Source organism: Veillonella sp., assembly GCF_041333735.1.
In the GTDB taxonomy this organism is placed as follows: Bacteria; Bacillota; Negativicutes; order Veillonellales; family Veillonellaceae; genus Veillonella.
Map to the genome: position 1 here is coordinate 690,034 of NZ_JBGKFB010000001.1, position 25,936 is coordinate 715,969.

Genomic DNA, 25,936 nt, shown 5'->3' on the forward strand with positions numbered 1-25,936 from the left:
TTTTCTGTCGTTAGATTATGGTGAAAGTATCTTTCACATGTGTTACACAGTGTTTCTCTCTGAAAGCTAGGCTTTCACAAATAGAATGGAGAGGCAAGCGCTACACAAGGTAGCGCATACCATCCATAGTTTGCTTAGTTCTTACACGCTCAAATGATTACATACCAAGTTTTGCCATCATTGCAGCAATTTGAGCTTTCATTTGTTCGTTTTCAGCTTTCAAATCAGATACTTCGCTCTTTAATCCAGCGTTTTGAGCTTTTACAGAAGCCATTTCTTGTTGCATTGCATAAGCGGAGCTGATAGGGCCTTTGCGGTAACGATCTGCTACAGCAGCTTCGCTATCACGGTTGCCAACTTTCCAAGTTACACCAGCGTTCGCCATCATGTGGCTAGAACCACCAGCCCAGGATACACCACCATGGATTAATGTAGATTCATTTTTGTAATGAGCTACGCCAAGAGCCAATGCGGAGTTACCACGGTAGTTACCGTAACCAGCCATGATTTGAGTTGGTTCCAATGGATCGTATTGGATAGGTTTCAACGCGGAGAGAGCAGCACCTTGAGCACCTACACGACCGATTTCTTCACCAAGCATATCTACACGAGGGTCAGCTGCAGGAGCACCTGGAGTACCTGTTACAGCTAAGTCATAAACTGGAGCACCATTAGCATCTGTAGTTTGATTAATTACAACAGAGTGATTGTTAGATGTTACTTTAGTCAATTGACCTACGGTAGCAGCATCAGTTTTATCTTTACCAGGAGCAAGGTTAGTAATTTTATTACCACCCATGTTAAGATCGCCATTTGTTACATTGATGGAGTTACCACCGAATGTCATTTTAGGACCAGTAGTTGTATTAGAGATGGAGTTAATACCAGTCAAGTTGCTATTCAAGGAGTAAACAACAGAGTTGTCTAAATCATTACCAGTATGTGCTTTACGTTCAACGATCAAGTTGTTACCAGCTACGAACTCTGTACCTTTTGTAACTTTCACAGGAGCTGTGGAACCAGCTACTTCACCAGTGCCTGTTTTATTAACCGCAACATTTACACGAGTAGAATCAAGTGTTGTAATACCAGTGATTTTTGCTTTCAATGGATTACCAGCTGCGTCTGTTACTTGTTTACCAGCGCCATCAACATACGTTAATTCAACAGTACCTGTATTATCTACTGTGTATGTATCATCTTTGATACGAGTATCGCCAGCTTTAGCAATACGTTTAACATCACCGATGTTAGCACCGTTTGTATCCGTATTGCCACCAGATGCTACATTAGTAATTTGGTTACCACCATTGTTAAGACCATCTTTAGTTAAGGATACAGTCTTAGCTGGATCAGTTGGGTTATTGATAGTCATGCCATTACCACCAACTGTAGTGTTACCATTTTTGAAACCGTCGTTGTTGATAGTAGTATCGCCAGTTTTTAAGGAACCATTAGTACCAAGATCAACATCTTTATTCAATGCATAGTTAACAGTTGTATTGCCATTACCATCATTGGATTGAGTAACAACCAAGTTTTTACCAGCTTGCATATCTACAGTTTTGCCATTTTTGATGTTTTCTGTTGTATCACCAGCGTGTGTGCCATTTGCATCAGCAGATGTTTTCACATTGAAGCCATCCATAGAACCAAAGCCAGTTGCACTGATTGTCATTTTGCCATTAGCTGCATCAGGAGTAATTGTGATATGATCACCAGCTACAAGATTTACCTTGCCAGATTTAGCAGGAACATCTACACCATTAGCTTGGATAGTCCATAATTGATCTGTAGTAGCTACAGTCTTAGTATCGCCACCTTTTGTAGTGAATTCGATGTTATCACCATTGCTCTTAATAGTGTTATCACCAAGTTGAATGCTGTTTAAACCTTTGAGGTTTTTGTTCAAGCGAATAGTTAATGTATCAGTACCATCAGCAGTAACTGCGATATTACCACCAGCAGATTGGAATGCAGCTTCATCGGCAGCAGATACATCTTCACCTTGTACTTTTACTAGAGAACCAAGTTTACGTTTGTTTTCTGTACCAGTGTTGTTACCAGTGAATCTCAAGCCATCATCCATCGTAGCAACTTCACGTACGATATTCTTACCATTAGCATCTTGAATTGGATTGCCACTAGCATCTTTCGGTACATAAACAATACGTTCAGCTTTATCTGTATCGGAATTATGAGCTGGATCACGGTTTACAAGAACTTGTTCACCTTTAGCAGATGTAATAGAAATATCAGCACCATCACGGCCGTTGATACCATCTTTACCATCTTGGCCTTTAGGACCAGTCATACCAATGGAGCCATCTTTACCGTTAAGAACTACGGAAGAACCATCTTTACCAGTTGCGCCAACAGAGCCATCTTTACCATTAGCTCCATCTTTACCCGCCACGATATTGTCGGCTAAGGAGAATTCTACAGTAGCATTACCATTAGTAGTATCATTAGTTTGTTTCACTACTAAGTTTTTACCGGATTGGAACTCTACAGTTTTAGTGTCAGCGATATTTTGAACATTTGCATTGTGATTGTCGCCAACAGCACCACCATCTGTAGTGTTAGCAGAGGATTTAACATTCCAAGAAGAAGCACCTGTACCACCAGTACTCAAGTTGGAGAGGTCGATAACTGCTTTAGTATCAGTTACTGCATTGCCATTACCATCATTGTATGTCAATGTAACAGTTTTACTAGCTGCATCATATTTATATACATTAGTACCCGCAGCATTAGCTGTACCACCTTTAGTTTCAGTAGAGCCAGCTGCCACAGTTGTAGGAGCAATATGACGTTCATTTGCTTTCAACGCATCAGCAGTAGATTTCAAATCAGATACGTTAACAGCTGCATTTGGAGTACCAGTAGTTGTATTAGCAGCAGCATCCAATTTTGCTAAGAAATCGCCACCAGTTTGATTTTTAATAGCAGAACCAACGTTATTAACAATCATGTTGCCACCAGTTGTAGCACCAGTGCCATCTTCAAAGGATGCGATTACAGGACCAGTATATGCAGTACCATTTTCTTCTTTGAAAGTACCATCTGGTTGTTTAATCAACTTATCACCATTTGGTTTTGTGTAAACAGCAGGTGTAGAAGCGTTTACTGTATAAGTAGTATGACCATCGGCTGCAGTAGTATCAGATGTAACAACAACATTCTTACCAGCTTCTACTACTGTTTTAGCTGCTTTCAATTGTTTGTAATTAACAGCATCAGTATCTTCTGTACCAGGAGCTACGTTCACAATCTTATTGTTAGTTGTGCCGTCACCCATGGATAAGTTGCCACCCTTGATTGTTACTGCAGGTGTTGTTGCACTAGGAGCATCATTCAATGTAATGGAAGAACCACCATTGGAGATTTTATTGATACCAGCTAAGTTTTTGTTCAACTTAACAGTTAATTTATCAATGCTATCAGCAACTACAGCGATGTTACCAGATGCAGATTTAAATTCTTCACCATTAGCTTCAAGTTTATTAGTCGTTGTATTTTCTGTAACGCCTTCACCTTGTACTTTTACCAAGGAACCTAACTTATGTTTATTTTCAGTAGATTCATTGTTACCAGTGAATTTCAAACCATCATCCATCGTAGCAACTTCACGTTTAATTGTGTTGCCAGCATCATCTTTTAATGGATTGCCATCTTTATCTTTTGGTACGTATACGATACGTTCAGATTTACCACCATTATTAGCTTCTGGTTTATTAAGTGTTTGTGTACCATGATCTGTTGTAATATCTACACCACGACCATCTGCACCTGCAGGGCCTTGAGGACCTGTCAAACCAATTGTACCAATGCCATCTTTACCAGAAATAGCCACTGCATCTTTACCGTCTTTACCAGAGATACCAACTTTACCGTCGATACCGTTTGTACCAGTAGCACCAGTTGCACCTTGTGGTCCAATGATTGTTACACCATCTTTACCATTAGTACCATTTTCGCCATTAACAACAACTTTATCTAAGTTAGTTAAATCTTTATTTAGGCTATAAGTATATGTATGTGTTTTTGCAGTTGCATCAATATCTTGTTTTACAGTCAAGTTTTTACCTGCTGCGTAATTGATTGTGCCACTATTTTCAACAGTTGTTGCAACAGCTGGAGTTGTAGCATCATTAGCTACAGTACCACCGTTTGCAGTTGCATTCGCTTTGAAAGTATAACCGCTTGTAATTTGGTTAGCCAAATCGGACAAATCGATCTTAGCTTCTGTACCAGTTACGCCAGCACCTGTACCATCATTGTATTTCAATGTTACAGATTTAGTAGCAGCATCATATTTATAGCTTTCAGCTGTACCACCAGCACCTTGGTTTACAGTTTCGCCTGTACGACCAGATGTAGTTGGACGAATGTGCAATTCGTTTGATTTCAACGCATCAGCAGTAGATTTCAAATCAGATACATTAACAGCTGCATTTGGAGTACCAGTAGTTGTATTAGCAGCAGCATCCAATTTTGCTAAGAAATCGCCACCAGTTTGATTTTTAATAGCAGAACCAACGTTGTTAACGATCATGTTGCCACCAGTTGTAGCACCAGCGCCATCTTCGAAGGATGCGATTACAGGACCATTATATGCAGTACCATTTTCTTCTTTGAAAGTGCCATCTGGTTGTTTAACCAACTTATCACCATTTGGTTTTGTGTAAACAGCAGGTGTGGAAGCACTTACTGTATATGTAATATGACCATCTGCTGTACTAGTTTTAGATGTAACAACTACATTCTTACCAGCTTCTACTTCTGTTTTGGCAGCTTTTAATTGTTTTACGTTAACTGCATCATTATTATCTGTACCATCATCCACATTAGTAACCTTGTTACCGCCAACGGATAAGTCACCACCACTGATTGTTACTGCAGGTGTATTAGTAGCACCACCAGGAGCATTATTCAATGTAATTGTTGTATTGCCATTTTTAATAGTATTAATGCCATTAAGGTTTTTAGACAATTGAACGAGCAATTTGCCATTACCATCGTTGTTTACACCGATGTTATTATCAGTTAAATCAGCTTTAGTAGCACCACCGATAATGTCTACAACATTATTTAGTTTCTTTTTAATAACATTAGCATTTGTTGCTTGATTTGCTTGACCATCATCACCAGCGAATTTCATACCGTCATCATGTGTTGCCACTTCATGTTCAACGTTATTTTTGTCTGTGTAAACGATACGAGTTAAATTAGTACCAGGAGCGCCATTGACACCAGGAACACCATCTTTTACGTTCAATGTTGCACTAGCACCTCGAGGACCTGTTAGACCGATAGAACCGTCTTTACCATTGATAACTACGGATGCACCATCTTTACCATTTACGCCAATTTTGCCGTCAACACCATTAGCACCATCTTTACCAACTGTGATTTCATCGGATAGAGCAAATTCAACTTTTGCACCATTAGTATCGCTAGTTTGTTTAACAGTTAAGTTTTTACCAGCGATCATTTCTACGGTTTTTGTATTTTCAATCGTTTTAGCGTTTACTTCATGACCTGTTGCAGTTGCACCACCATTAGCAGTATCTGCAGAGGATTTAATATCCCAAGTAGAAGTTGTACCAGTAGCAGGTGCCACTTTCAAATCGAATGTTGTTACACCATTAGTTGTTGTAGATTTTACTGTTACTGAATTATCAGTTGAAGTTACATCATATGACTTATTTAACTTCGCTTTTGCATCATCAGTTAAATCTACTTTGATATCAGAGCCATTAGCAGTTGTGCTGATGTATTGATTAGCACCACCAGTACCAGAACCGTCACCTTTAATGTTGAACTTAATACCACCGTTATTATCTAAAGCAAGTTTAGTAGTTTCTGTGTTACCATCTGCGCCTAAATTAATTTTATTGTTGAATTTATCATTCACAGATTTCAATTGGTCTTCTGTAGCTGCTTGGCCAGATGTGAAGTTTGTTGGATCAAATGTTAAGTTTTGTAAACCACCAATCTTACCTGTGCTTGCATTAAGCGTAATGCTATGATCACCATCTACAGTAACAGTTTTATTTGGACCAAAGGAAATTTTGCCGTTGTTTGTACCACCATTTGTGATGGAGGAAATGCCCGTTAAATCGCCCTCAACATCTACTTTATATGTATCTACACCACTCACATCACGTTTAGATGCTTTTGTATTTTTACCATCTTCCATATTAATAGCAGACTTAGCTAAGTTTTTAATCTTAGTTTCGCCAGCATTAGAGATATTGGAAAGATCACGGTTAGCAATACCTTTAATAACAGCTTTTTCAGTTGTAGCCTTGCCATCACCATCAACATAATCCAATGTTACATCGCCATTATTATCTACTGTGTACGCAGGATGAGTTGCTGTAGTAGGTGTAATATGACGTTCAGCAGCTTTTACTGCATGTAATTGGCTACCATTAACAGCATCTGTTGATGTGGAACTTACATCACCAGCTTTAACATTAACGATTTTGTTACCGCCATTATCTAAGCCAGTATTAGTCAATTTAACATCAGTTGTAGTTGCACCAGAAGTTGTAGGTGCCTTAATTGTAATACCACCATTATTAACTGTAGTACCACCAACTGTTAAGGAACCAGTATCAGACAAATCAACATCTTTGTTCAAATTGTACTTAACAACGCCATCATTACCGATTTCTGCTGTTGTATTTGTACCATTTGTAAAGTCTAAACCTTTTTCTAATGTAACTGTTTTATCTCCAGCACCATTAGCTTTGTATGTTAAAGGAATAACTTTTGCTGCTTTAGCACCATCGAATGTAACTGCATAAGATGTGTTGTGATTAGGATCATCTTTAGTTGGTGTTACAGTAATAGGATTATTAGTATTACCACCATTATTGATTGTCACCGCTTCACGAGCCGCATCTTTAACCGCATTTTTAGAAACGGACACTTCGTATTGAGCACCAGGATCATTTACAGCTTTACCACCTGCAACAGAAACATCAGCAATGTTTGTATCGCCAGATGCAGCAGCTTTTTTAACTACGCTTTCAGTGGAAGCTGTGCCACCTGTTGCATTAGCAGATACTGTATAGATATCATGACCATCAGCACCTTGAGTCTTCGCAACAGTAACACCAGTACCTTGTACAACTTCAGTTCTTAAGCCTTTAATTTGGCTATAGTTAACTGCATCTTTATCATCTGTACCAGGAGCAAGATTTGTGATCTTAGAATTTCCCATATTTAAGGAACCACCAGTGATATTGATGGAGTTACCACCAAATGTCATTGTAGGACCAGTTGTAGTATTAGAAATAGAGTTAATACCTTTTAAATCTGCATTTAAGGAGTATTTATATTCTTGATCACCATTTGCAGCAATAGTTTGTTTTACTTTTAGATTATCGCCTGCACTATAAGTAACTTGTGTACCAGGTTTAACATTTCCTACAGTTGGAGTACCATCTGTGTTACCACCAGCAGTCGCTTTCCAGTAGGAGTTATTAATAGCTTGTACAACGTTTTGTGTTGTAGCTACGCCATTGTTAGCAGGTTCTTTCGCCTTACCATTATCTTTAGCGATATCATCACCTTTAGTGAGTTTTACGGTAATACCAGTTGAATCAGCAGATGTAGAAAGTAAACCTTCACCTTTAATATTCAATGTACCATTTTCTAATCGCACATCGCTATTGCCACTATTACCAGCATATTTTAAGTTAACGCTTCTTAATTGAGCTACGTTAACAGCATCAGTATCTTCTTTACCTGCTGCAAGACCTGTGATTTGACGAGTTGCTGTAGCGCCATTACCAACAGCTACAGCACCAAGAGTAGAGGTTTGAGCTGTACCAGTTAAACCACTATATGTATTTGTGCGAGAATCAGCTGGATTGAAGCCTTGAATACCTGCAGCTGCAGTAGTCGCAGAGTTAGAGCCAAGAGCTACACCGTCTGCAATATCAGCTTTGCTACCTTCACCAATTGCAACAGTAGCTTTACCATCAGTTGCAGCTTGGTAACCAATTGCAACGTTGTGTTCACCAGATGCAGTGGAACGAACACCAGCCGCAAGAGATTCCTTACCAGATACTGTATTGGAACGACCAAATGCAGCAGATGTACGACCAGTTACTGTATTAGATAGACCAACTGCAGTACCTTCATAACCAGCTTTGTTATTTGTACCAATAGCTGTAGCACCATCAGCTGTTGCTTGAGATAAATGACCTACAGCAGTTGCATTACCGCCAGAAGCAACTGTTTGATTACCAATTGCTGTTGTATTAGTATTAGATGCATTCGCTTGATTACCAACAGCAGTTGCATTCGTATTTGTTGCTTGTGCAGTATCACCAAATGCAGCAGCACTTTGACCACTTGCTTTAGAGTTTTTACCAACAGCAGAGGCATTTAGTCCAGAGGCTGCAGAGTTATTACCAACAGCAATAGAATCGTTTTTAGTAGCATTTGCTAAATTACCAACAGAAATCGCTCTTTCTGCTTCCGCTTTAGATTTATAACCAACAGCTATAGCTCTTTCAGCAGTTGCTTCTGCAGAGGACCCTAAAGATGTTGCATAATTCCCAGAAGATTTTGATAACGTACCAATGGCGATAGCACGCGTTGCACCAGCTGATGTTTCAGCTTCACGGCCAATAGCTTGAGAATCTTCAGCATAGCCTCTTGCACCAGAACCAATAGCTGTCGCATAGTTTGCAGTAGCCTTAGTTTGGAAACCCAAAGCAGCCGCATATTCACCACTTGACTTAGAACCAGAACCAACAGCTGTACTATCTTTGGCGGTTGCTTCTGTTTCGTTACCAATAGCAATAGATGCTTCTTCACCATCTGTTTTAGCTTGACGCCCCAAAGCGATAGCTGCTTTGCCATTAGCATGGGTTTGGTCACCAATTGCGATAGAGAAATTATTATTAGCATACGCTGAGTTACCCCAACCACTACCAATCGCAATAGAGGCATCAGCGGTTGATACCCCCCCACCACTAGTATTATTAGCAGCGTCTACATAATCAGGCACCATACTACCTGTCGCAACTAATGCTGCAAATACAGTAGCCAACACTTTTTTCTTACCACCATTGTTTTTCGCTACTTCAGATACTACAACGTAGCATTCTTTTGTTTTGCTCCAAACAACTTTAAAGATCTTATTCATATTTCTATGAACCCCTTTCTTAAACTAGACACAATTACAATCCTTATATAATACGTTTAATAAGCTGAAAGTTAGATATTTACACACTTTTACGTTATTCTGAGTAACTTTCATTTACTCTTCATTTTGTGTCATGAATAGAATAACAAAAAATGAAAACTTTGTAAATAGTTTTCTTCATGTTTTCATCATGAAAATTTCAAACTTATTTATAATTTTAGAAATTATTAATACTTTTTCTGTATATTGCGTATTTTTTTGTACATTTATAATTTATTTTTCTATTATTTTCGATTTAGTTCAATAAAATTGAGTTTATTTATTAGGAATTCTCATAAATCTTTAGTTAAGATGTTTATGTAGTTCAATTTTTATCGATATATTAATTTTATATTCATATAAAATTAAATAATAATAGGCCATGAGCACTACATACTATAGCGCTCATGGCCTATTAACTGTGCACTTAACACAGTTTATTATAAATGAATATATTATGAATGTAACCTCAGATACATTGTTTAGATTATTCCAAATTTATCGATATAAATATTAGGTACATCTATATAGGATCAAATTCATATATTATTTTATATATATAATTCAATCTTTAGATTATTCTACCCATATTGTATTTTGTCTCCTTACTAGTTCTAGCATTTTAGCTCGCACCGTTATGCTTTCACTAAGACGGTGCTGTCCACCATACCAAGCAATAGGTGAACCGGCTAGACGGAAGGTAATCTTACCGTAAGGACTGCCAGAACTATGTTCAGGTTTATTGTACCCCATATCAACAGACACACGCGGTGTGAGTTGTAATTCTGAGCCAATGCGCAAACCATTCTTATCCGCTTGTCGCACTTGTTTCCAATGATATCCTTCTACATATATCCGAGCCCATCTTGCATTCGTAAAGGTCTTACCATACTCAACGGTATATCCATCCGATACGCGTTCTAATGTATGAAGATTAGCATCAAGAATTCTCTCATCAGATGCCGATCCATACCAATTAAATCTAAATTCGCTTTCACCAGACATATATTCAAGGCCCGCACTAAGGCGGTCATGATGCCGCAAGAATCGATGGTCATAGAATAGATGGGCACCATATACATGACGATCATCCTTTGAAATACGACGATAACCAACACCTACATTCACCGTGGTACCAATATCCGTCGCTCGTGACAAACGCTGTTGCGTAAACCACACCTGACGAGACGTATCGTCATAATGCCCCAATGGCTGCACGGTCTCTACAGAGTACAGAGGTTTCCAGTCTTGTTGAAATTGAAAGCTCAATGTGGTCCGACGCATCCATGGTTTTCCCTTAGATCCATGCATCGCATTAGATACGTTTGTCATGGCCAGCGCATTAATGGCACGGTTCACCGCATCAACATCAGTATACTGAACCGTCTTTGTATCTTGTCGATCCATAACCAGAGGTCCACCTTGACCAATGACATGATCTGGTGTTGCAGATGGCGTAATATGGAAATCCGCCATCTCCACTGCCGACGTATCTAATTGTGCCGCCTTATGTAATTGTTCTCCTTGTACCTTATCCTGTGCTGCTGTGGTCCCATAACACAACAACCACCCTAAGGCTATACACACAATACGTTTCATATCTCTCTACACATACAATTCATGAATTAAAAATGAAATATATATAAGTGTAACGAATATAAACGTATACTGTCAAGCTTCTACAAAGGGGTAGTGTTTTTATAATAGTATATATATAGTAATACTAATTTAATCACCCCTTACGTTAGATATGTTATAACGCCAACCTATTTTGCTCTTCAGCCTTAATAACAGCTCAAATTATGTCCAATTTTTTGGATATGGTTTCCAATTATGTGCTATACTAATCTCATGATTTAATACTATGCATGTAATCATTGGGGAAATATATGAATAAGAATAAGAAAAATAAAAAAGCTAAAACTAATGCAGAGGAAAAGCAAGTCGTTTCAACTAGTTCTGTTATATCGGAACAGTTGCAAGGGGATATTGATGAGTTAAAAAACTCATACGACTCTTTCCTTTACGTATCTAAGCCGTTTTCCAGTACAAATATTAACAACTTACAGGCAAAGGCTAAAATGTACGGCCTTAACCCAGTGCCGCTAAAAGGGGCGCGCGTACTGGAACTAGGTGCCTCTTGTGGTGGTAATATCGTTCCACAAGCACTGTACTATCCTGAGACTACTTTCACAGGCATCGACCTATCCGGCGTACAAGTAAAACACGGCAATGATATTATTAACTCCATCGGCCTCAAAAATGTGACCTTATTAGAAAAGGACATTCTCGATATCGATGAAAGTTTCGGGACCTTCGACTATATTATCGTTCACGGTATTTGGTCCTGGGTTCCAGATGTGGTGAAAGACAAAATCCTAAGTATTTGCAATGTGAATTTATCGGATAACGGTATCGCCTATGTATCGTATAATACGTATCCAGGTTGGAAACGTCTCGAACAATTACGAGATATCATGTTATACTCCGAAAAACGAGCAAAAGACCAGGATTTATTAGAACGTACCTTATATACTAAAAGCGTACTCAAAATGGTAGCAGACACTATGAATATTGATGATCGATCCCGTGCACAATCGGCCTATAAGATTAACAATATTCATAATGTATTGAATTCCAATGACTACTATGTAGCTCACGAATATTTAGAAGCCTTCAACGATCCTGTATATGTATCCGATTTCATTGAACGAGCACGCAAACAGGGTTGTGCCTATATCGGTGATGAAGTATTACAGCGTTCTTTTATCACTTGGCTTGCAGACGATGTTACGAATAATATTAGAACCTTATCTCATGACAACTATGTAGATAAGGAGCAATTCTATGACTACGTGTACGATACACAATTCCGCATGAGTTTATTAACAAAACTTTCAAACGAGGACAAAATCAATCACGAAGAAACTGTAACGCAAGATATTCTAAATAGCTTGTATTATGTAGGCAATTCCAGAAATGAAAAAGGGATTCCAGAAGACTGGACTGATACTGTAAACATTGCCATCAAAGAGTTAATGGACACCCATAAACAGTTTAATGTACAAGGTATTATCAACCATATTAATAGTCAATACCCTGGCTATAACATCAATATGGCTCAACTCTATCAACGCCTATTATTGTTAACCATTGTGGGTCAAATCAATATCTTTGGTGAATCCTATCCTATGACTCCATTTGTTGAAAATGAAAGCTATATCCCACAGCGTTTTATCAATTATGTGAATACGCTAATTATGAAAGACGGAAATAAGTACATGGCCTTAGGTAACATGTACAACCAACTGGATAATGAAGTTGATAACGGTGTACTGTACGTAATGAATCAATTAGCACAACCGACCTCTCGTGCTAAATTACTTGAATTAGTAGAATCTGATTTAACAGTCAATCGCACCACAAAAGATGGTTACACCTATAAAGTTCCTAGTGAGCAATATTTAAATGAAGTATTAGTCCACTTAGAATACCTTGGCTATTTTACAAAATAACAACTATATAACTTTTTAACGCACATAATAAAATCCCGCTATCTCATGAGAGTGTACGGACCTTTAGCAATAGATTATCTACAGCTAACAGCTCTCCTCTATAAAGATAGCGGGATTTTATGGTTAGTATTGTATTTTTAAGTATGGCCATACACTTATGTGATATAGGGGGGATTATAGCATCCGTAGGGATTGTAATTGCATAATAAAAGGGGAAGTTGCATATGGATGCTACATATAAGTATAGATACATACGTTGTATATATGTAAGGGGTAATATATGTTAAGGAAATATATATCTATACAGACATACAGCTATATGGCCATAGATAGGCATGCACAAGGTCTCGGGACCTCATGCATGATTACCTGTATATTAGAATTTGTGTGTGAAGCCAGCGTTTACGCCCCAGTCTGCTTGGTAATCACCAGACAATCCTGTGGCAACGTCAGCAAATACACTATTGTTGCTATTGAAGCCATAGCGGCCACCAAATGCCAATTCAGTCCAAGTACCTTTAAGGTCTTGTTCTGTTAATTTCACAGCTGTGCCGCTAGCGAATGCAGTTTTCACATTGCCTGTGAAAGCATGACCTGCTGCAAAGCGTGTATATAGGTTGCCGTTACCGAATTGTTTACCCAATTCAAGACCAAGCTTACCAGTAGTACTGTTTACGCCAGATTGGTTAACAGATACATTATCTACAGTAAAGTTGCGGCCACCAAAGTGTATAAAGTTCAATTGTGCTTGTGGTTCTACATAGAAGCCATTAGCGTATTTCAATGTTTTACCATAGCGAACACCGATGCTGTATGCATTGGATTTTACATCACTAGACATAGGTTCACCGATTTCATTACGAGCTGTAAAGTCATTGGATACACGGCCTACTTGAGTTTCCACATGTATATATTGATCTTTACCAAGATCTTTCAAACCATAGGCACCAATGGAGAAGGATTTAACCTTACCGGAGCCATCGAATACATAGTCTTCAGAACCACGAAGGTAGGATACTTGACCACCTACAGTCCAACCACGGCTGATTTTAGCATCATAACCACCTTGGATACGTGTGTAGTCTGTAGCTGTATCAATACCGCTACCAGAATAGCTGTATTTACCACCACCAATGCGAGCCCAAATACCTGTAGGTTCACCTTGTTGTAATACACGAGGACGATACATATCGTCAGCTACTGTACGCCATGCGTTGATATTGCCTACTACAGCAGAACGAATGCCACGCATATGCGGTGTATCATACGCACCACGAACAACAGGATTAGGATTTACTGGTGTAGGTGCTGGAACTTGAGGTTTAGGATCTGGAGTTACCGGTGTAACTGGCTTAGGATCTGGAGTTACTGGTGTAACTGGTTTAGGATCTGGAGTTACTGGCGTAACTGGTTTAGGGTCTGGAGTTACTGGTGTAACTGGTTTAGGGTCTGGAGTTACTGGTGTAACTGGTTTAGGATCTGGAGTCGGTGTAGGTTTTGGTTCTGGCGCCACGTAGGAGCCTTGACCATTACCGTCTTTCCAAGTAATATCCCCTTCTTTTTGATCTGTAGTCAATGCTTTTTTGTAGCTAGACACGATGCCTTTAGAAGCGATGGATACAGTACCAGAAAGGTTTCTTTCACCTTTTACATAATTTTCATAATAGAATTTATGTGCCAAATTATCTAAAATCTTGTTTACATTGCTTTCAGAAGATGTATCAAGATTGTCACCTGTTACATAGCCATGCACGCCAGAGCCAGCTGCAGCAGATTTCACGATAAAGTTACCGCCCTCGATGTCAGCCGCATCAAGACCATTTTTTTGAGAAGCTGGTTTACCGAAATTTAGTCCAGTACTTGCGCTCATATCATAAATAACATTGATATGACCATCTAGCTTGTTAACATGAATATCGCTGCGAGAATCTTGAGAAATACGGCTGAAACCTTCGCGAGTACGAGTGCCTGTGAGGGTATTAATGCTACTACGAGCTTCTTTACCATCGATCATGAACGGCTCTAAGCCACCCATACTATCGTGGCTCCACATGCCTCCATCAAAGGTCATGTCGATCTCGCCACCTTTATCTTCTAAAGTATTCACTGCTTTACCAGAGAATTGGTTAGGGCTATTATGAGCACGACCTAGACCGATGTTGATTACAGATGGTTGTTGATCTTGGTATGGAGGCATCGTGTTATCAGATACGAGCACATCACCTTGCATATTGAACACTTTGTGCTTTACAGTACCCGCATCATCAATGCCGAGATTAATTTTACTATTATATGCAAATGCAACTGGATACGGAGACTGCCATGGCGCAGTACTCACGTCCATAACACCACCATCAATTTGAATGGAGCTATTATCTAGCATGCCTGTAATGAAAGCTGGTTGACGATAGCGTTTAGGCAATTGATTTGCATCAGGAGTATCCAAGGAACCAATTGTAACTTTACCACCATTAGATGCTACTACACCATTAACAGTCGTATTCCCAGTACTTTCAAATTTACTATCTGGCGCATTCGAAAAAATTTGTCCATCTGAATTAAGACCTGCTGCGGCCCATGTACTTGGCATGGCCATTGTAGATGACAATAACGTCATCATAACAGCAGATAATAAAAATTTATTTCTTGCTCTCATCCTCTTACACCTCAACTATAAATACAATTACAATCACATTTGTGAAAGTCCCTTCATAAACGAATATATATCTGTAATTTGATTTATTAGTCTAAATAGACAGAAAAAATAGATATATACTCGCTTTATTAAGAACTCATATCCAACATTTTTAAAATATGTTTAAAATATTACACTATTTTTTGTGAATTGTAAATGAATTTTGTGAATTTTATTTAAAATTATTTAAAATATTAATAAATGAGTTATAAAGTAAGAGTATAAAAGCCCCATGTATTAGATAATTATATCCAATACGTGAGGCTCTTTTTATTCTATTATTACCGTATAGGTTTAAATGTTGACCAGTATATTAGAATTTATGTGTAAATCCTGCATTTACAGACCAGCCTGCTTTATAGTCACCGGATAAGCCTGTACTAAGGTCTGCAAAGATGCTGTTATTAGCATTGAATCCATAACGACCACCGAATGCTAGATCTGTCCAAGTGCCTTTAAGGTCTTGTTTTGTATATTTTGTAGTATTGCCAGTTGTGTACGCTGTATTTACAGTGCCAGAGAAGGCATGGTTTACACCAACGCGAGTATAGATATTACCTGCGCCGAATGTTTTACCGATTTCAAGGCCAAGGCCACCTGCTGTGATGCTCACACCAGATTCGTTGACATGCATACTACCTGCATTAAAGCTATCTCCACCGAAGTGAGTGTAGCTCAATTGCGCTTGTGGTTCAATGTATGTGCCATTTTGGAATTTCACAGTTTTACCATAGCGTGCACCAATTGTATAGGCATTTGCTTTAGCATCACCAGAAAGGCTTTCACCAATTTCATTGCGAGCTGTGAAAGTATTAGAAACGCGACCTACTTGGGATTCAAGGTGAATATATTGATCTTTACCAAGATCTTTCACGCCATACGCACCTACAGCAAAGGCTTTTTCCTTACCAGTGCCATTGAATACATAGTCATCGTTGCCACGAAGGTAAGAAACTTGACCACCTACAGTCCAGCCGCTACCAGTTTTAGCATCGTAACCGCCTTGAATGCGTGTATATATTGTCTCTGTATCAATACCTTTTGCGTCATAACTATATTTACCGCCCCCAACGCGAGCCCAAATACCTGTCGGTTCACCTTGTTGTAAAATGCGGGTACGGTACATATTATCTGACAATGTTCTCCAACCATTAATATTGCTCATAATAGCAGAACGGGCACCGCGCATATGAGGTGTATCAAAATCACCCATGTTAACGTGAATATGAGAATTACGGTCTGGTGCTGGAGCTGGTTTCACTTCTGGTTTAGGAGTTGGTTTTGGTGCTGGCTTAACCTCAGGTTTTGGAGTCGGTTTTACCTCTGGTTTAGGAGTTGGTTTTACCTCAGGTTTTGGTATTGGTTTTGGTGTTGGTTTATTTTCACCATATACGTATTTACCTTGACCATCCTTATCGGCTTGCCATGTAATAGCACCTTCTTTGGCATACCCTTCAGTCAACACCTTAAAGCGTGCAGATTCAGCACCATTGGATGCAATAGCTACTGTACCTTGAAGGTTTCTTTCACCATTTACATAATTATGGTAATACACCTTGTGAGCCAAGTTATCTAAAATCTTATTTACATTGTCCTCACTAGATACATCAAGACCTTTTTGAGACGTATATAAATGAGCAGCTGCATTAGACTCTGCACTTGTAATATGAATATCTCCACCCCAGAAGGATTCTGAAGTCAAACCATTATAGGTTTTCGTTGGTGGTGTGTATTCTGGATCTTCTGTATCGTCGTACTCACCATTAATATCATAAAAGAAATTTACATGACCGACTAACTTATCAATGTGGATTTCATTGTGCTCATTTTGCACTACAGCATTTTCAAAACTGCGATTTTTAGATCCTACTAATCGATGTACATGGCTTGGGGTTGTCATTGAGCTGTAGCTAGTGCCATTTAAACCACCTTCGTAGAGATGATCCCAATACCCACGTTGACCAAGGTATACATTAATATGGTTTGCTTGTTTTGAATTTTTATCTGCTAAGTTAAGAGCAAAGCCAGTCCAAAATACTTCATCACTATCTAAACCGATATTAATTACAGATGCATAATTAGGGTTGCCATCGATACGAACATCACCTTCAATAGACATATTATGCCCAGTAAAATCACCTGTATTACCATCTACACCAAGATTTACAGTACCACCTTTAGAAATAACAACTGGATTACTGCTACGACCAACTTGAAGATCCCCATTTTTAATATTCACAGTACTGCCATTTTGGCTAGTAATGATAGTATTACGTTCATCGATTAATCTACCGGTTACGTAATCTGCATTAATGGTACTCAAATTATCTGCATCAAGCCCATACATTGTACCTTGCGGTGTTCCCAAGTCTACAGTTTCACCCTTAGTCAAACTAAAAACAGGATAGTCTGCCATCGCATACGGTACTACAGAGCTAGCAATCGTCAACGCAATCGCTAAAGATAAGTTCGCTTTACACAAACGTTTCATAAGAACCCTCTCTCATTTACATACTATAAACTATTATTAAATAATTTAATTATAATTTATATTTATATTCCTGTAAATATGAGGGAAATTTGCCACATAAAAATAGCCCTTCGTTATCCCTAGATAATTAGGTAACTGAAAGGCCATTTCATCAATTATTTATTCTCTTGAGATGAGCCCGACGGATCTACTCGCTTGGCTATCTATTTATATTATAGGGTTAATCTTATATATCGTCAAATATGGATAAACGATACTATAGTACACTTATACAGACTAAAAGGCAGCAATAAAATTGCTGCCTTTTTATTTACCCTTTACTTACGTGCCACACTCATAGCGGCCATCATACCTGGAGATTTCCAAACGGATTGGCCATTGTCTGAAACGAGTTTATTGTTATAGTAGAATACATCTGCATTGTAATAGTTACTATCGCTAGATGTTACCTTATAGCTAAGGCCAGATGTAGTGTACACCGTAAAGTTAAGTACATCCCCTACTTTCTTCACAGAGTCTTGATCTACGTACCAGCTATTACCATTATAAGTAGTAGCATACACATCTGTACGAGCTTCTACATCATATGTATTAATACCGATCAATACGAGTAGAGCTGCTAACATATATAAAAATTTACGCATTAGAATTACCTCCGTTTTATCGTTGGAATACTTATTTATTATACCAAAAAACGGTGAAATTCGCATTAAAATGGCGCTTTCTACTTACTCATGTATTAGAATTGATAGTTAAGGTCTACACGGTAGTAGTTAGGAAGTTTATCGTTGTCACCGATGCTCTTATTTGTTTTATTGTTGAAGCCATAGTAACCTGTTATACCTACATTGTCTTGCAATGCATAGTGAGCTGTTGCCAACCAACCTCTGTAACCACGGTAGCTAGTAACATATGCTGGACCACCATGGAAGTTAGGATCATAATAACGGTTTGTTGCATCATATGGTACTTCCCAACGAGAAGATTGAAGGGCAATGTTATCACCAAAGTTGAAGTATTGCGCTTTTACATCCCATGTACCACGTTTAGAGATTTTGTAATCACCATAGCCAAGGCCAGCAGACCAAGCTGTACCATTAGATACGCTAGTTGCTTTCACCCATTCGCCGCCAACCCAAACTTTATCAAAGTTCAAGTCAGAGCTAAAGCCATACATATTTTTAGCTTCCCCATTTACACGTTTGTTAACACGTGTATAGAAACCACCTAGGTTTACATGGTCGTTAAGTTGACCTTTTAAGCCTGTATATACCATGGTAAAGTTTCCGTTTTTATCGATGGAGTTTTGGCCATACATATCGGTAGCAAAACCGCCCTCAATACCATAACCATACGCTGCTTGGAAGTTAAGCTTATGATTGCTTGCATTGAATTGAACACCGTCAAAGCCATCATCATAAATCAAGCCATTACCGATCATTTGATTGAAACGGCCTGCTTTCACAGATACGCGTTCACCAAATTTATGATTTACATAAGCGCGGTCAAAATGAATATTTGTTGGTCTATCGCGAAGGGATGAACCAGAAGAGGATGTTTGGAAAGAATCACCTAGTTCCATATTTCCTGTTGTAATACGGACTACAACGTCGGTGCGATTATTAACCTTTGCATTGAATTGTAAACGAGCGCGCACATCGAATTGGGAACCTTTACTATAATCTAGGCCACGCATATTCGTACCATCATTTACGAATTTACCATCTTTTTCTTGGGAACCAAGATAGCGAAGACGTACGTCACCAGTTACCTTCACATTACCTACGCGGTCTTCTAAACGAGCTACACGAACACCCAAATTGTTCAACTCATTAGAGAACTCATCAGCCAAGCGATTGATCATCACTTGTTGTTCCGCATTAGCACGGTCTTGATTAGCCATTGCTTTAGCAATCATTTGAGCCATTTCAAAACGAGTAATTTCATTTTGCCCTTTGAAAGTCCCATCTGGATAGCCATTCACAACACCTGCTGCAGCCAATTGAGACACCGCTTGATACGCCCAAGAATCTGTGCTCACATCAGAAAATGGATTGTTAGCAAATGCAGTTGTTGCGCCCAATACAGCAGTTGCTGCTAACATTGCGGTAATTTGTTTTTTCATAATCTTACCCCATAAAAACACTAACTATACACGATTAAAATTAACAATTAATAACCACCATAAGTCATTATATACAGGTTATTATCATCAAAATGTTTTTCATAGCATTTTCATGAATATAGAATGTAGAATCAATGAAGCACACCTTGATAGTCCTTCTTAGAAATTAGTACAGTCCGGTAGCATTATCCAAGCCCCTTAATAGCTCTTCTAAAAATTAGTACACGCCTGTAGTATCGGTAGGCCCCTTTGATACTGCTCCTAAAAATTAGAACACGCCTGTTCTAATTCCGGAGAGACCATATTCATAAAAGCCCCAGAGTACTAACAGCTAATATACACCGCTATTAGTACTCTGGGGCTATTTTATATATAGACTATATTTTCAGATTATTTTAGGTAAACTTAGTTTAGAACTTATGTGTAAATCCAGCGTTTACAGACCAGCCTGGTTTATAGTCGCCAGATAAACCTGTGCTAATATCAGCATAAAGGCTGTTGTTAGCATTGATACCATAACGGCCACCGAATGCAAGGTCAGTCCATGTACCTTTAAGATCTTGTTCTGTAGATTTTACAGTGGAACCACTTGTGTATGTAGTTTTCACCAAGCCGGAGAAGGCATGGTTAACACCTACACGAGTATAGATGCTACCGGCGCCAAAGGTCTTCCCGATTTCAAGGCCAAGACCGCCAGCAGTGCTGCTTACGCCAGCTTGGTCTACATGCATGGTGCCTGCATTAAAGCTATCTCCACCAAAGCGGGTATAGCTCAATTGCGCTTGTGGCTCGATGTATAAGCCATTTTGTAATTTCACAGTTTTACCATAGCGAGCGCCGATAGTGTATGCATTAGCCTTCGTTTCGCCAGATAGGCTTTCACCAATTTCATTGCGAGCTGTGAAAGTATTCGTTACGCGACCAACTTGGGATTCAAGTTGAATGTATTGATCTCGGCCGAGGTCTTTCAAACCATAGGCACCAACAGAAAAGGCCTTTTCTTTGCCAGAGCCATTGAATACATAATCATCATGGCCACGAAGATAGGATACTTGACCGCCTACGGTCCAGCCGCTACCAGTTTTAGCGTCGTAACCACCTTGAATGCGTGTATAGGTTGTGTCGGTATCAATACCTTGTGCATCATAGCTGTATTGACCGCCACCGATATGGGCCCAAATACCTGTTGTTGCTCCTTGTTGCAATGCACGAGGACGATACGAATTAGTTAATGTGCGCCAGCCGTTGATATTGCTCATAATCGCGGAACGAGCGCCACGCATATGAGGAGTATCATATGCCGTTGTTTGAGCAGGTGATGGGGTTGGCGCCGGTTGTGGCGCAGGTGTTGGTGCTGGTTGTGGCGCTGGGGTTGGTGTTGGTGCCGGCTGTGGCGCTGGTGTCGGAGCCGGTGTTGGTGCTGGCTGCGGTGTTGGTGCCGGCTGTGGTGTCGGAGTCGGTGTTGGTGCTGGCTGCGGTGTCGGAGCCGGTTGTGGTGCTGGGGTTACTGTTGTATTGCCGTACACGTATTTACCTTGACCATTTTGGTCGGCTTGCCATGTAATAGCGCCTTCTTTAGCATATCCAGATGTTAATACCTTAAAACGTCCAGATTCAGCACCTTCAGAAGCAATGGCTACTGTGCCTTCAAGGTTTCTTTCACCAGTCACATAATCATGGTAATACACCTTGTGTGCAAGATTGTCTAAAACCTTGTTTACATTATCCTCAGTAGACAAGTCCAATCCCTTGCGGCTGGTGTATAGATGAGCGCCAGAATTAGGGGCCGCACTTGTAATATGAATGTCACCACCCCAGAAAGAATCAGCCGTTAAACCATTATATGTTGTAGTTGGCGGCGTATATTCTGGATCCTCGGTATCTGCATATTCATCATTAGGATCATAAATAAAATTCACATGTCCTTCGAGCTTATCAATATAGAGTTTATTATGCTCATTTTGCTCTACCATGTTTTGAAAATTACGATTCGTAGAGCCAACGAGTCGATGTACACGACTAGGCATAGTACTGCTATCAAAGCTAGTACCATCAAGGCCACCTTGATATAATAGCTCCCAATCCCCTCTTTCACCAAGGAACACATTGATATGATTATATTTTCTGTCATTTTCATCAGCTAAATTGAAAGCTAGCCCAGACCAATTGGATTCCTCACCATCTATACCGATATTAATGGTTGAGCTATGAATTGGATCATGTTTAACTATAACATCGCCTTCAACGAATATTTTATCACCCGTAAATTCACCGTGATGATCATGGACGCCTATATTAATTGTGCCGCCTTGAGCAAGGGCAACAGGTGTACTCACTCTACCAGAATTATATACACCTTTTTTCAATTTAATGTCTCCACCATTTTTACTGGTAGCAAATGCACTATGACCATAGCCAATATTAGAATACCCGTCTTCAATAATAACCATACCACCATTCGCTACTATAGAAGATATATTTTTATCGTATTCTGGGAATACACGTATCATATCATCACTGTTAGCTACGAAGTCTGTATTATCAGTATACGGAGCAGTATAGGCCGCATCTACCATCATATTAGGCATTACAGATCCAGCAATCGCCAGTGCCACAGCTAACGATAGCTTTGTTTTACTTACATGTCTCATAATAGTCCTCTCACTCTCACAATGTAAATAAACTATAAATTATCTTAAATTATAATTTACAATTTGTTGTTTGTAAATATGAGAGAAATAAAATTAGTACAGGACTGTAGTATTGTCTGGGATCTTTAACACCTCTCTTAAAAATTAGAACAGGCCTGTTCTATTTCTAAAGACACTATATTAGGTTCATCTTACTAGTTACTACAGGCCTGCAGTATTGCCTGGGACCTTTATACCTCTCCTAAAAATTAGAACAGGCCTGTTCTAATTCTGGAGACACTATATCATACTCATCTTAAAAATTACTACATGCCTGTTCTAATTTAAAATCCCCTTGATAGGTACCGAAATACTCATCAAGGGGATTGTTTTAGTTATGAACGATACCAATCATCAGATTAGAATTGGTAGTTTAGCTCTACGCGGTAGTAGTTTGGTAAGTATTCATTAAGGGAACCATCGATACGATATGTTCTATTCTTGAATCCATAGTATGCATTGAAGCTCACGTTGTCTTGCAACGCGTAGTCAACAGTGGCCATCCAGCCTCTAAAGCCACGGTATGTAGTGGTAACAGATGGTGGTGTTGCATTATAATCCCAATGGTAATTATTGGCATCAAATGGGAAGTTCCATTTTGATCCATAAGGCGCTAAGTTTTGATCAAAGCTAAAGTATTGCGCTTTTACATCCCAGGTACCTTTTTTCGCAGCGTTGTAATTACCATAACCGATACCAGCAGTCCAAGCATGGCTATGTGCGGTGCCAACCGCTTTCGCCCATTCGCCACCAATCCAAAGTTTATTAAAATTCATATCCGTGCTTACACCATACAAATTACCGTATGTATTATAATAACCGGTTTTATCTCTTCTATGACGAGAGTAGAACGCACCCACATCGATATGCTTATTTAATGTGCCTTTGAGGCCTGCATAATTATATTGATCACGGTCTGGCAAGAAACGGGTTTCATTATGCTCTGCCGTCGCATAGCCATGGGCTAATTGAAGTTGAACTCTATCATTCCCCGTGTTGAATTGAATACCATCGAAGGTATCATCATACAATAAACCATTACCGATGACTTGATTAAAACGGCCCACCTTCACAGACGTATATTTACCAAATTGATGATTTACATAGCCACGATCGAGGGTAGGAGTGGATTCGAATTCACCGCCGTCGCCAAATTCCATTTGATAGATTCTAAAACGAGCCACTACATCGGTACGGTCATTTACCTTTGCATTAAATTGCACACGACCACGAACATCAAATTTAGATGGTTTATAATATTGACCGGCTTGCCCTATTAATACGCCATTTTTCCTAGAGGAATGACGCAATAAAAACTGCACATCACCGGATACTTTCACATTACCTGTGCGGTCCTCTAAACGAGCCACGCGAACGCCTAAATTGTTCAATTCATTGGAAAATTCATCGGCTAAGCGATTAATCATCGCTTGCTGTTCCGCATTGGCGCGGTCCTGATTCGCCATGGCCTTCGCAATCATTTGGGCCATTTCAAAACGGGTAATATCTTTTTGGCCTTTGAAAGTCCCATCTGGATAGCCATTAATGATGCCCGCATCCGCCAATTGAGACACGGATTGATACGCCCAAGAATCTGGCGTTACATCAGAAAACGGATTCGCTGCGAATACCGTCGTCGTACCTAACACAGCCATTGCTGCCAACATCGTTGCCAAGTGTTTTTTCATAATCTAACCCTCTCCACAAACACAACAAATATATATCAAAACATCACATTAGAATTGGTAGTTAAGCTCCACGCGGTAATAATTAGCCAAGGAACGATTATAGTTAGCAAATTCAGGTTTTGTTTTACCTTTGAATCCAGCATATACGCTAAGACCTAGATTGTCTTGCAATGCATAGTCCACAGTACCAAGCCAGCCTTTATACCCGTGGAACCATAAATGTCCACTACTTTCAGTTTGTGTAGAATCATAAGCAAGGTTCCATTTAGAAGACACAGCGCCCATCTTCTCATCAATATTGAAGTATTGGGCTTTCACATCCCAACTGCCCTTTTTAGCAATATCATAATGACCATAGCCTGCACCGGCAGTCCAGCCTGTACCATATTCCGTATGGGCCGCTTTCAACCATTCGCCACCAATCCAAACCTTATCAAAATTAATATCAGTATGGAAACCATAAAACGTTCTAAATATAAAGCCCATATTATATGGTGAGTTCATGCGAGCATAGAAACCGCCCATGCTGATATGTTTGTTTGGCTGACCTTTAAGGCTAGCATAACTAACGGTATCATTCATATCTGCGGAGGTACCATTAAACATCCCTTTTAAGAAATAGCCATGGGCCCCTTGGAATTGGATTTTATCGTTGCCGATATTAATTTGAGCACCGTCAAACACATCGTCATAGAAGTAACCATTGCCGATAACTTGGTTAAAGCGCCCTACCTTTGCAGATACATATTTGCCGAATCGATGATCCACATAAGCACGGTCGATGTAAGCTGCCCCAGTCATTTCACCTGTATTATCATCGTAAGTATTACCAAATTCAATAGAATCGGTCGTCATACGCACTACCGCATCCGTCTTGTCATTAATCTTCGCATTGAATTGGACACGTGCACGCATATCAAATTGGGACTTTTGGCTATACTCCCCTTGAGTTCTTATAAAGTCAGGCCCCATCGCTTTAGTACCAAGATACCGCAAACGCACATCACCATTTACTTTCACATTACCCACGCGGTCCTCTAAGCGATTGACGCGAACGCCCAAATTATTCAACTCATTGGAAAATTCATCAGTTAAACGATTAATCATCGCTTGTTGCTCTGCATTCGCGCGATCTTGATTCGCCATGGCCTTCGCAATCATTTGCGCCATTTCAAAACGAGTAATGTCCTTTTGGCCTTTGAAAGTCCCATCTGGATAGCCATTGATAATGCCCGCACTCGCCAATTGAGACACGGATTGATACGCCCAAGAATCTGGCGTTACATCAGAAAATGGATTCGCTGCGAATGCAGTCGTTACACCTAACACAGCCGTCGCTGCCAACACAGCAGCCAATTGATGTTTCATAATATACCTCTCTTATACAGAAACTATATGTTACACGCTATAGTCGCATGAATCAGTATATAAGTACCCTCGTTTCCTCTATATAAAAAACATACAACTATACAATTCCTGTCTAGTATAACAATGAGAGATAAATAATCGATAAGCAGA

The 25,936-nt window shown here is 39.4% G+C and carries 10 protein-coding genes; 1 reads left to right on the forward strand and 9 read right to left on the reverse strand.

Features of this window, described 5'->3' with window-relative positions; translation table 11 throughout:
* Nucleotides 1-157: 157 nt before the first annotated feature.
* Both ACDF53_RS03140 and ACDF53_RS03145 read right to left on the reverse strand, forming a co-directional pair.
* Nucleotides 158-9,175, reverse strand: coding sequence for an ESPR-type extended signal peptide-containing protein (locus tag ACDF53_RS03140; RefSeq protein ID WP_370815449.1), 9,018 nt, complete (start codon nt 9,173-9,175; stop codon nt 158-160).
* Between the two features lie 615 nt (nt 9,176-9,790).
* A complete protein-coding gene (locus tag ACDF53_RS03145; RefSeq protein ID WP_370815450.1) occupies nt 9,791-10,813 on the reverse strand; it encodes an inverse autotransporter beta domain-containing protein in 1,023 nt (340 codons plus the stop codon).
* A 290-nt stretch (nt 10,814-11,103) separates the two neighbouring features.
* On the opposite strand from ACDF53_RS03145, the gene ACDF53_RS03150 reads away from it, so the two are divergent.
* The gene (locus ACDF53_RS03150; protein WP_370815451.1) at nt 11,104-12,729 is read left to right on the forward strand and encodes a methyltransferase regulatory domain-containing protein; all 1,626 of its coding nucleotides are present in this window, start codon (nt 11,104-11,106) and stop codon (nt 12,727-12,729) included.
* A 376-nt stretch (nt 12,730-13,105) separates the two neighbouring features.
* Here the strand turns inward: ACDF53_RS03150 and ACDF53_RS03155 are convergent, their stop codons facing one another.
* The 7 genes from ACDF53_RS03155 to ACDF53_RS03185 form a co-directional block, all read right to left on the reverse strand.
* Nucleotides 13,106-15,385: an autotransporter outer membrane beta-barrel domain-containing protein gene (locus ACDF53_RS03155; RefSeq protein WP_370815452.1), complete on the reverse strand. Its 2,280-nt coding sequence runs from the start codon at nt 15,383-15,385 to the stop codon at nt 13,106-13,108.
* A 352-nt stretch (nt 15,386-15,737) separates the two neighbouring features.
* Nucleotides 15,738-17,915, reverse strand: a complete 2,178-nt coding sequence (locus ACDF53_RS03160) for an autotransporter outer membrane beta-barrel domain-containing protein (protein ID WP_370815453.1) — start codon at nt 17,913-17,915, stop codon at nt 15,738-15,740.
* A gap of 317 nt (nt 17,916-18,232) precedes the next feature.
* Entirely contained in the window at nt 18,233-18,559 is a 327-nt protein-coding gene (locus tag ACDF53_RS03165) for a Tat pathway signal protein (protein ID WP_370815454.1), read from the reverse strand.
* Between the two features lie 95 nt (nt 18,560-18,654).
* A complete protein-coding gene (locus ACDF53_RS03170) occupies nt 18,655-20,040 on the reverse strand; it encodes a putative porin (protein ID WP_370815455.1) in 1,386 nt (461 codons plus the stop codon).
* 410 nt (nt 20,041-20,450) lie between these two features.
* On the reverse strand, nt 20,451-22,691 hold the full coding sequence (locus ACDF53_RS03175; protein ID WP_370815456.1) for an autotransporter outer membrane beta-barrel domain-containing protein: 2,241 nt from the start codon (nt 22,689-22,691) through the stop codon (nt 20,451-20,453).
* 398 nt (nt 22,692-23,089) lie between these two features.
* Nucleotides 23,090-24,418, reverse strand: a complete 1,329-nt coding sequence (locus ACDF53_RS03180; RefSeq protein ID WP_370815457.1) for an S-layer homology domain-containing protein — start codon at nt 24,416-24,418, stop codon at nt 23,090-23,092.
* Nucleotides 24,419-24,466: 48 nt separating this feature from the next.
* Nucleotides 24,467-25,786 (reverse strand): putative porin, encoded by a 1,320-nt coding sequence (locus tag ACDF53_RS03185; protein WP_370815458.1) that lies wholly within the window; start codon nt 25,784-25,786, stop codon nt 24,467-24,469.
* Nucleotides 25,787-25,936 lie beyond the last annotated feature (150 nt).